General features: G+C 50.1%; 9 protein-coding genes. 2 read left to right on the top strand and 7 right to left on the bottom strand.

What is annotated here, in order from left to right; all coding sequences use genetic code 11:
• Nucleotides 1-138 precede the first annotated feature (138 nt).
• Nucleotides 139-819, bottom strand: coding sequence for an adaptor protein MecA (gene mecA, locus BRO54_RS10845; protein WP_074043915.1), 681 nt, complete (start codon nt 817-819; stop codon nt 139-141).
• Between the two features lie 211 nt (nt 820-1,030).
• Between mecA and BRO54_RS10840 the strand changes: the two genes are divergently transcribed.
• Nucleotides 1,031-1,690 (top strand): TerC family protein, encoded by a 660-nt coding sequence (locus BRO54_RS10840; RefSeq protein WP_074043914.1) that lies wholly within the window; start codon nt 1,031-1,033, stop codon nt 1,688-1,690.
• A 50-nt stretch (nt 1,691-1,740) separates the two neighbouring features.
• On the opposite strand, the gene spxA is transcribed toward BRO54_RS10840, so the two are convergent.
• Nucleotides 1,741-2,139 carry a transcriptional regulator SpxA gene (gene spxA / locus BRO54_RS10835; RefSeq protein WP_011230318.1) on the bottom strand — a complete coding sequence of 133 codons (399 nt, stop codon included), beginning with the start codon at nt 2,137-2,139 and terminating at the stop codon, nt 1,741-1,743.
• Nucleotides 2,140-2,441: 302 nt separating this feature from the next.
• Here spxA and BRO54_RS10830 point away from each other — a divergent pair, with 302 nt between their 5' ends.
• Nucleotides 2,442-2,624 carry a hypothetical protein gene (locus tag BRO54_RS10830; RefSeq protein WP_074043913.1) on the top strand — a complete coding sequence of 61 codons (183 nt, stop codon included), beginning with the start codon at nt 2,442-2,444 and terminating at the stop codon, nt 2,622-2,624.
• Nucleotides 2,625-2,712: 88 nt separating this feature from the next.
• Here BRO54_RS10830 and BRO54_RS10825 read toward each other — a convergent pair whose 3' ends face one another.
• From BRO54_RS10825 to BRO54_RS10805, 5 genes are all read right to left on the bottom strand, one after another.
• Nucleotides 2,713-3,648 (bottom strand): ABC transporter ATP-binding protein, encoded by a 936-nt coding sequence (locus BRO54_RS10825; RefSeq protein WP_074043912.1) that lies wholly within the window; start codon nt 3,646-3,648, stop codon nt 2,713-2,715.
• On the bottom strand, nt 3,641-4,702 hold the full coding sequence (locus BRO54_RS10820) for an ABC transporter ATP-binding protein (protein WP_033004676.1): 1,062 nt from the start codon (nt 4,700-4,702) through the stop codon (nt 3,641-3,643). The genes BRO54_RS10825 and BRO54_RS10820 overlap by 8 nt, the downstream gene beginning before the upstream one ends.
• A gap of 21 nt (nt 4,703-4,723) precedes the next feature.
• On the bottom strand, nt 4,724-5,746 hold the full coding sequence (gene opp3C / locus BRO54_RS10815; protein ID WP_044732061.1) for an oligopeptide ABC transporter permease: 1,023 nt from the start codon (nt 5,744-5,746) through the stop codon (nt 4,724-4,726).
• Nucleotides 5,743-6,672, bottom strand: a complete 930-nt coding sequence (opp3b, locus tag BRO54_RS10810) for an oligopeptide ABC transporter permease (protein ID WP_011230313.1) — start codon at nt 6,670-6,672, stop codon at nt 5,743-5,745. The genes opp3C and opp3b overlap by 4 nt, the downstream gene beginning before the upstream one ends.
• A gap of 120 nt (nt 6,673-6,792) precedes the next feature.
• The gene (locus BRO54_RS10805; protein ID WP_074043911.1) at nt 6,793-8,445 is read right to left on the bottom strand and encodes a peptide ABC transporter substrate-binding protein; all 1,653 of its coding nucleotides are present in this window, start codon (nt 8,443-8,445) and stop codon (nt 6,793-6,795) included.
• Nucleotides 8,446-8,556: the final 111 nt, after the last annotated feature.

Raw genomic sequence — 8,556 nt, 5'->3', positions numbered from 1 at the left:
GACAATGACGACGAGAATCGCCACTCTAGATGTGTTTCGCAACAAAACCCCTCCACTCGGCTCTTCATGATGGCCGTTTTTCTTCCGCTAACGTAGAAAACGCCGATTTCTGGCGGCGAAATCGGCGGAATGGAAACATTATGGGGCTGGAAAATACGTTTTGATCGTTTCGAGTGCATTGTCGCCCATAATTTCAGTTCCGTATTCTTCAAGTCGATAAATCGTCAGCTGGGAATCGCTTCCGTATTCCAACAGAAGGCTGAGCATATTGTCCACTTCCTGCTCGGTGTAGCGCTCGTCAAACTCGACGAACAAGTAATAGCGGCCTTCAAATTGGAACAGGCGGTTCGACAACTCAGAGAAGTCAGCGCGATGGGCCAAGGAAATGACATCCTCGATATCCTTGAACGAAAGGATGAATTGAAGGACATCTTGCTCTTCTCTCTCCTCGGCGTCCCCGTTTTGACCAAAGTGGAAATGGTGGCCGAACAGCGATTCCACCTTTTCATCAGCTGACAGCGGAAACTCGCGCCATTTCTCTTCTGGAAGCGGCAGCTCGAGCTTGCTTCCGTCTTTAGACAACTGCGCTTTCGTCACGACGACTTCAAGCCCTTTTTCGAGCGCCTGCACTTGGATCCAAAGCGGGCCATCGAGCGAAAAATCGCTTTCCCCATGAACTTCATCCATCATTTCCCAAAATAATTCTTCGCTTCGTTCCCGATTGTACCAAATTTCCTCGCGGTCAAAGCCGCGCTCCTCTATATCAACATATGAAATGTAAAATTTCACGGTATGCTCGTTGATGCGTTCGATTTCCATTTTCTCAACTCTCCCTTCTAAAACAGAGAAATAAAAAAGGAAGGGATTGTGCCCCTGAAACTATTTAAATAAAAACTTATGATCTTGTACTTTTATTTTATGATAAAAAGCGAAAGAAGGGAAATAAAAAAACGCATTTTTAAAAATTGGTTATGAAACCGGCCATGCCCTACTATAATGATGATGAACACGGACGGAATGAGGGACGCCTATGGTGGATGAATACATCGTTTCCATCTTGCTGATTATCGGCATTGATGTCATTCTTGGCGGGGACAATGCGGTTGTCATTGCGCTAGCAAGCCGCAACTTGCCGGAACAAAAGCGGAATGTGGCCATCATTGTCGGCACCGCGCTGGCGATCGCTGTTCGCATTGTCTTGACGGTGGCCGTCGTTTGGCTGTTGACGATTCCGTTCTTGCAGCTCGCTGGAGGCGTCGTCCTCTTTTGGATCGCCTTGAAACTGATCGGGCAAAAAGACGAAAAACCGACTATGATCAAAGCCGAACCGTCGCTTTGGAAAGCTATCCAGACGATCGTCGCCGCCGATGTCGCCATGGGTCTTGACAACGTCATCGCCATCGCTGGAGCGGCTCAAGGCCATATCGGACTTGTTGTGTTCGGTTTTCTCTGTTCCGTTCCTATCATCATTTTAGGCAGCAAAATCATCCTTTATGCCATGGAACGGTTCCCGATTCTCATTTATGCCGGCGGCGCCCTCTTGGCGTACACCGCTGGAAAGATGATCGCTGCCGAAGAGCGGTTGCGCCCGTTTTACCCCCCGAATGGGGAGGCGCTGTTTCCAATGGCGGCGGCCGTTCTTGCCGTTTTGCTCGGCTTGGCGGCCAACCGCCGGTCGCGCGCCGCATAAAGCAAATGATAAAAAACTTCTACATGGCAGACCATGTAGAAGTTTTTTTATTACCCGTTCACCAGCCGCTGCGCTTCACGAAGCTGATACGCCCGCACTTTCCGCGGCAGGAAGCGGCGGATTTCATCTTCGTTGTAGCCGACTTGAAGCCGCTTTTCATCAATGATGATCGGCCGGCGCAAAATGCCTGGGTTTTTTTGAATGAGTTCGTACAAGTCTTGCAACGGCAGAGCTTCCAAGTTAATGTTCAGCTTTTGGAATACTTTCGAACGGGTGGAAATGATCTCATCCGTCCCCGTTTCCGTCATCCGCAAAATCTCTTTAATCTCCTCGACCGTGAGCGGCTCAGAGAAAATATTGCGCTCGACATAAGGAATATTGTGCTTCTCGAGCCACGCCTTCGCCTTCCGGCATGACGTGCAGCTCGGTGATGTGTATAGCTTGACCACTTCGATCACTCCTTTTGACAAGGAATCCCTTGCTTCCCTCGTCCGTCAGACGACAGACGTGCACCGCTATGCCGGTTTGACGTCTGACAGCATAGCGACACGGCCTGAACGCCAGTCTGGCGATCAGCCGCTTTGCCAATCGTTTGCAAATTGAAATGACTTTAACATGATATATTATACAATACATCAGACAAGAAAGATATAGTTTTTCGATGATAAATGCAATTTTCTTTCTTTCCCCTTCCAAAGTGAAGGAAAATCCTCTACAATCAAAGTAGAAGAGGAAAAGGGAGGAAGAACCGATGGCCGGCTATTTCATCGACTTTGCCATTGCTTCGGCATTGATCGTCGCCCTCACCGCATTGATGGGGAACATCAGCAACACGATCGGAGAGCGGATGTTCGGCCGAAACAAAAGTGGAAAGCATGTCGAGGCCTCTCGCCGCATCCAACAAGGATGGAAAGTCGTCGGGGGAAAAAAATAACGCGCCAAAACAGGCGCATAGTTGGGCGCCGCCTCTTTCACCGTTCGCATCACACGGCAGTGAAGGAGCAGCGCTCTTTTCTATTCTGCTAGGCATACATCGCCCGATACCGCTTATACTCTTCCTCCGAACAAAGCACAAAATGGCCAGGCGTAATTTCACGGAATTCAAGTTCCTCTCCATCTCTGTAGCCATGTTGCGCCGGGTCGTAAACGATCCGCTTGCGCGTCCGCTCCGTTTCCGGATCAGGAAGCGGAATGGCCGACAAGAGCGCCTTCGTGTACGGGTGGATCGGATTGCGGTACAGCTCTTCCGATTCGGCGAGCTCGACCATTTTTCCGAAATACATGACGCCGATCCGGTCGCTGATGTATTTGACCATCGACAAGTCATGGGCAATAAACAAGTACGTCAACCCTTTTTCACGCTGCAGGCGCTTCAGCAAGTTGACGACTTGCGCCTGAATGGAAACGTCAAGCGCCGAAATCGGCTCATCGGCGATGATGAATTCCGGCTCGACGGCAAGCGCCCGGGCGATGCCGATCCGCTGGCGCTGACCGCCCGAAAACTCATGTGGGTAGCGGTTCGCGTGTTCACGGTTTAAACCAACCGTCTCAAGCAATTCATACACGCGCTGCATCCGTTCTTCTTTCGTTTTCGCCAGCCCATGGATGTCGATGCCCTCAGCGATAATATCCGCGACCGTCATCCGCGGATTAAGCGACGCATACGGATCTTGGAAAATCATCTGCATTTTCCGATTTAACTCTTTCAGCTCTTTTTTTGATTTTTTGCCGTGCACATTGACGCCGTTAAACAGCACTTCTCCTTCCGTCGCTTCGTACAGCCGGATGATCGTCCGTCCTGTTGTCGACTTGCCGCAGCCCGACTCGCCGACAAGGCCGAACGTTTCACCTTTATAAATGTCAAAGGTGACGCCGTCGACCGCTTTCACCACTTCACCGCGGCCAGCAGGGAAATACTGTTTCAAGTTTTTGACTTCAAGCAGCTTTTGTCTAGCCACGCGGTTTCCCTCCTTTTCGGGCGACGATGTCAGCAAACCGTTCCATCCGCTCGCGCACAACGGCCGGCGGTTCCACTTTCGGCGCCATCTCATGCAACAGCCATGTCGCCGCATAGTGTGTATCGGACACTTGGAACATCGGCGGCTCGAGCTCGTAGTCGATTTTGAGCGCATACGGATTGCGCGGCGCAAACGCATCGCCTTTTGGCGGATTTAACAAATCCGGCGGCGAACCCGGAATCGAATACAGCTCCGTATCTTTATGATCAAGGCTCGGCATCGAGGCCAGCAATCCCCACGTGTACGGATGTTTCGGATTGTAAAAAATTTCATCCACCGTGCCGATCTCCACGATTTTCCCGGCATACATCACGGCCACTCGGTCGGCCATGTTGGCGACAACCCCTAAATCATGGGTGATGAAAATAATCGACATGCCGAGCTTTTTCTGAATGTCTTTCATCAACTCCAAAATTTGCGCCTGAATCGTCACATCAAGCGCTGTCGTCGGTTCATCGGCGATCAAAATTTTCGGATTGCACGCCAAGGCGATGGCGATGACAACACGCTGGCGCATCCCGCCGGAAAATTGGTGCGGGTATTGCTTCATGCGCAACTCGGCGTTTTTAATGCCGACCAGCTGCAATAGTTCAATCGCCCGTTTGCGCGCTTCATCTTTCGACAGCTTTTGATGCTTTAAAATCGCTTCCATAATTTGTTTCCCAATCGTCATCGTCGGATTGAGCGACGTCATCGGATCTTGGAAAATCATTGAAATTTTCGCACCGCGGATCGATTGCATTTCTTTCTCCGACAGCTTGGTCAAGTCTTTTCCTTCAAATAAAATTTCCCCTTGCTTAATCCGGCTCGGCGGTGTCGGCAACAGGCGCATCAACGCTTTTGAAGTCACTGATTTCCCAGACCCTGACTCGCCGACGATCGCCAGCGTTTCTCCCTTATACAAGTCGAACGTGACGCCGCGAACCGCCTGCACTTCACCGGCGTGGATGTCAAAGGAAATATGCAAATCGTTCACCTGCAAAATTTTCTCCATCGGTTTCACCCCTTCCGTCGGTTATTTGCGCATTTTCGGGTCAAGCGCATCGCGGATTCCGTCTGCCACCAAGTTGAAGCTTAAAATGAGCAAGCTGATGACAATCGCCGGAATAATCATCAAATGCGGATATGTTTGGATCGATTTGTATCCATCATTGACAAGCGAGCCAAGCGACGCTTCCGGCGGACGGATGCCAAGGCCGATAAAGCTCAAAAACGCCTCAGTGAAGATGGCCGATGGAATCGTGAACATCGTCGTAATAATGATCGGGCCGATGACGTTCGGGATCAAATGTTTGAAAATGAGCCGTGATGTCGGCGCTCCGAGCGTCCTTGCCGCCAACACGTATTCCATGTTCTTTAATTTCAACACTTGTCCGCGCACGATCCGCGCCATCGTCGTCCAACCGGTAATGACCATCGCCAACGTGATGGAAATGATTCCAGGCTCAAAAATCAAAATGAACAAAATGACCATAATTAAATACGGGATGCCGTTTAAAATTTCGATGATCCGCTGCATCACATTGTCGACGCGGCCGCCATAGTAGCCGGAAATGCCGCCGTACGCAATCCCGATCAATAAGTCGATCAACGCCGCCAGCAAACCAATGTAAAGTGAGATGCGCGTGCCATACCACGTTCTCACCCACAAGTCGCGTCCTAAGTCATCCGTGCCAAACCAATAGTACTCTTTCACGCCGCGCTGTTTATACACATCAACGCCGTTCGCATCCCGGCCGTCAAACGGAAGCCAATGAACATGCTCGAGCACCGGGATTTTCGGCGGAAGTTTCGCATGCCGCAAGTTTTGATCTTTATACGTCCGGTCGCTCGCCATCGGGGCGATGATCGCCATGAGCGTCAAAATGATAATCATCACGAGCCCCACGATCGCTGCCTTGTTTTCCCGAAGGCGAAGCCAAGCATCCTGCCAAAACGTCAAGCTCGGACGATTGATTTTTTCCTGCTCACCGACGTTCGGCGGGGCGGGCTGAAACCATTCCGGTGAAAGTTGTTCGTATTGTTGTTTCGCCATCATTTTTTCCCTCCCGCTAACCGGATGCGTGGGTCGACAACCCCGTACAACACATCAACGATAAAGACTGCCAAAATCAACAAGGCGGAATAAAACAACGTCGTTCCCATAATAACCGGGTAATCGTTCAGTTCAATCGAACGGACAAACTGCTCTCCAAGACCAGGGACAGCAAACAGTTTCTCAATGACAAGCGTTCCCGTCATTAAATTGACGGTCATCGGTCCTAAAATGGTAATGACGGGGATAAGCGAGTTGCGGATGGCGTGCTTGATGATAACCCCCGCCTGGCTGATCCCTTTCGCCCGAGCCGTCAAAATGTAGTCAGAGCTTAACACTTCAAGCATTTCCGTGCGCATAAAGCGGGCGATGCTGGCGATGACCCCGACAGACAGCGCCAATGTCGGGAGAATCGTATATTTGAAGCCTTCCCAAAAGGCGACCGGAAGCCATTGCAGTTTCACAGCGATAAAATATTGCAAAAACCCCCCTAACACAAACGACGGGATCGAGGCGCCCAACACCGCAATGACCGTAGCTGTGTAATCTTCCCAATGATTATGTCGAATCGCCGCGACAATTCCGAGAATCAACCCAACGATCGTCCCAAAAACAATCGCCTGAAACCCGAGCTGGGCCGACGGGCCGATTCGATCGCTGATGAGCTCTGTCACTGGGCGGTTGTCATATTGGAACGATACCCCCAAGTCTCCTTTCAACAAATTCCCTAAATATTGAATGTATTGAACAGGCACGGGCTTATCCAATCCGTACTCTTTTAAAATAAGCGCCTTCTGTTCCGGCGTTAATTTCTCTTGGTTTTGCAGCGGCGAACCAGGCAACAGCTTCATTAAAAAGAACGTCAACGTAGCAATGATAAACAACGTGATAATCATATAAACGAACCGCTGAAGCGTATACCGCGCCATGACCGCACCTCCTCTGCTTTTCTATAATCTTCGTTGTTTTTCGACATTTTTCGCCTTGGCAGGCAAAAGGAGAGTATATGCCTATGCATATACTCTCCTCCGCATCTCTCAAGAGAACGGTTACTCAATATACGCCCATTTCAAGCTGTAGTCGGCGCCAAACGTGTGCGTGACGAAATCTTTGACGTATTCGCGTTGCAAATACGCAGCGCCGCGTTGGTACAGCGGAGCGATCGGCATTCCTTCAAAGACGATTTTTTCTGCTTTCAGCATCGCATCCCAACGAGCTTGTTGATCGTTGGCAAGCGTCGTTTGCGCGTCTTTGATCAGCTTGTCGTACTCAGGATTCGACCAGCCTGTTTCGTTGTGCGGGCTTGTCGACGTCCAAAGCTGCAGGAACGTCATTGGGTCTTGATAGTCCGGACCCCAGCCGGAGAACGACAAATCATATTGCATGTTGCTTTCGAGCTTCAGTTTTTGTGCAAACGGTTGTTGCTTAATGTTGATCGTCAAGCCCGGCAAGTTTTGTTCAAGCTGCGCTTTCACATACTCGCCGATTTTCTTCGCGTTGTCGGTGTCATAGTTCAGCAGTTCAAGCGTAAATTTGTCTTTGCCCAGCTCTTTTTTCGCTTGCTCCCACAATTTTTTCGCTTCATCCGGATTGTAATTGACCAAATCGCCATTCACATCGCGGAAGTCTTTGCCATCCGGACCGGTGACGAAGTCTTTCGGAACGGTGAACTTCGCCGGAATCGAACCGTTGTTCAGCAGCGTATCGACCATCGCTTGCGTGTCGATTGCCATCGCAATCGCTTTGCGGGCATTGACGTTGTTCAACGGTTCTTTTTTCGTGTTCATGCGCAGCCAGAAGAGCGTCGGTTCCAATTTCGTATGGAAGTTTTTATCGTTTTTGTACTTATCAACGAACTCCGCCGTCAAGCCGACGCGGTCCGCTTGTTTTGTTTCATACAAGTTGACGGCCGTTGCCGTGTCTTTCACAACTTTCACATTGACTTTTTCCAGCTTGACGTTGTCTTTGTCCCAGTAGTTCGGGTTTTTCGTATATACCCAACCTTGTTCGTGCTTCCACTCGCTCAACACGAACGGACCGTTGTACAGCGTCGTGTTGGCTTCAAGTCCGTATTTTTCGCCTTGAGCTTTCACAAATTTTTCGTTTTGCGGCATAAACGTGCCAAACGCTGTCAAGCCGACGAAATACGGAACTGGGTTTTTCAGCTCGACTTTAAGGGTGTAGTCATCAAGGGCTTTGACGCCGACTTGGTCAAGCGGCACCTTGCCTGTGTTGGCTTCTTGCGCGTTTTTAATGTCGTACATAATGTACGCATATTCCGATTTCGTCTTCGGATCAAGCACGCGCTTCCAAGCGAATTCGAAATCGTGCGCCGTCACCGGATCGCCGTTGGACCACTTCGCATCTTTGCGAAGCTTGAATGTATACGTTTTGCCGTCTTGGCTCACTTCATAGCTTTCCGCGATCCCTGGCACCGGCTTGTTGTCTTTGCCTAAACGGTACAGACCTTCCATGACGTTGTTCAAAACGATGAACGACACCGCATCAGTGGCGAGCGCCGAATCAAGCGACGGGATCTCTTGGGTTTCAAGCAAGTTCAGCACCTGCTCCTTCTTCTCCGCCGGCTTTTCGCCGCCCTGGCCGCCTTGGGCGTTGTTGTTGTCCTTGCCTCCGCCGCACGCCGCTAAAAACGTCGACAGCGCGAGAAGCAGGACGAGGAATAAAGAGAATCGCTTCTTCACTAAAAAACCCCCCTTAAAATTTATGTAGCGTATTACAAATCTTCTGAACCATTTGATTTCAGAAGATTGTACTTACATCGCTTATTATATCCTGTGTTAGTATATTTGAAA

Origin of the sequence: Geobacillus proteiniphilus (assembly GCF_001908025.1) — a bacterium.
GTDB lineage: Bacteria > Bacillota > Bacilli > Bacillales > Anoxybacillaceae > Geobacillus > Geobacillus proteiniphilus.
The sequence above is the reverse complement of the archived record's forward strand: the minus strand, read 5'-3'. Positions and strand labels throughout refer to the sequence as shown.